Origin of the sequence: Bittarella massiliensis (ex Durand et al. 2017), from assembly GCF_017566145.1 — a bacterium.
Taxonomy (GTDB): domain Bacteria; phylum Bacillota; class Clostridia; order Oscillospirales; family Ruminococcaceae; genus Bittarella; species Bittarella massiliensis_A.
This window is the reverse complement of the sequence record NZ_JABFCL010000040.1, coordinates 1-377: the sequence shown is the minus strand read 5'-3', so window position 1 is coordinate 377 and position 377 is coordinate 1. Positions and strand designations below refer to the sequence as shown.

The window sequence follows — 377 nt, the reverse complement described above, 5'->3', positions numbered from 1 at the left end:
AATCCGATGGAGACCAGTTTAAGCGATACCCATAAAGTATCCTGCTGGTTGATGTATCCAAAGGCGCCGAAAGTGAAGTCCTTTTACGACAGGGAGGAAAGATAATGGGAGAAAAGATGGAAACGAAGAAAGTGGAATATATTTTGGAGGCAATCGATCTGTGCAAATACTTCAAGGCAGGAAGAAAGCAATATGTCAAAGCGGTCGATCACGTCAATATTCGCATGAGACATGGGGAAACACTGGGGCTGGTTGGTGAGTCCGGCTGTGGGAAGACAACCACCGGGCAGACAACCACCGGGCAGACAATGATCCGGTTGTATGAGCCTACCTCGGGGAAGATTCTTTTTGAGGGGCAGGATATTTCCAGGCTGAGA

1 protein-coding gene is annotated in these 377 nt (G+C 48.0%); it reads left to right on the top strand.

Going from position 1 to position 377, the window contains the following annotated elements; translation table 11 throughout:
* Window positions 1–116: 116 nt before the first annotated feature.
* Window positions 117–377: ATP-binding cassette domain-containing protein (locus HJY11_RS13360; RefSeq protein WP_208076437.1), on the top strand; the 261-nt coding region annotated here is incomplete at its 3' end.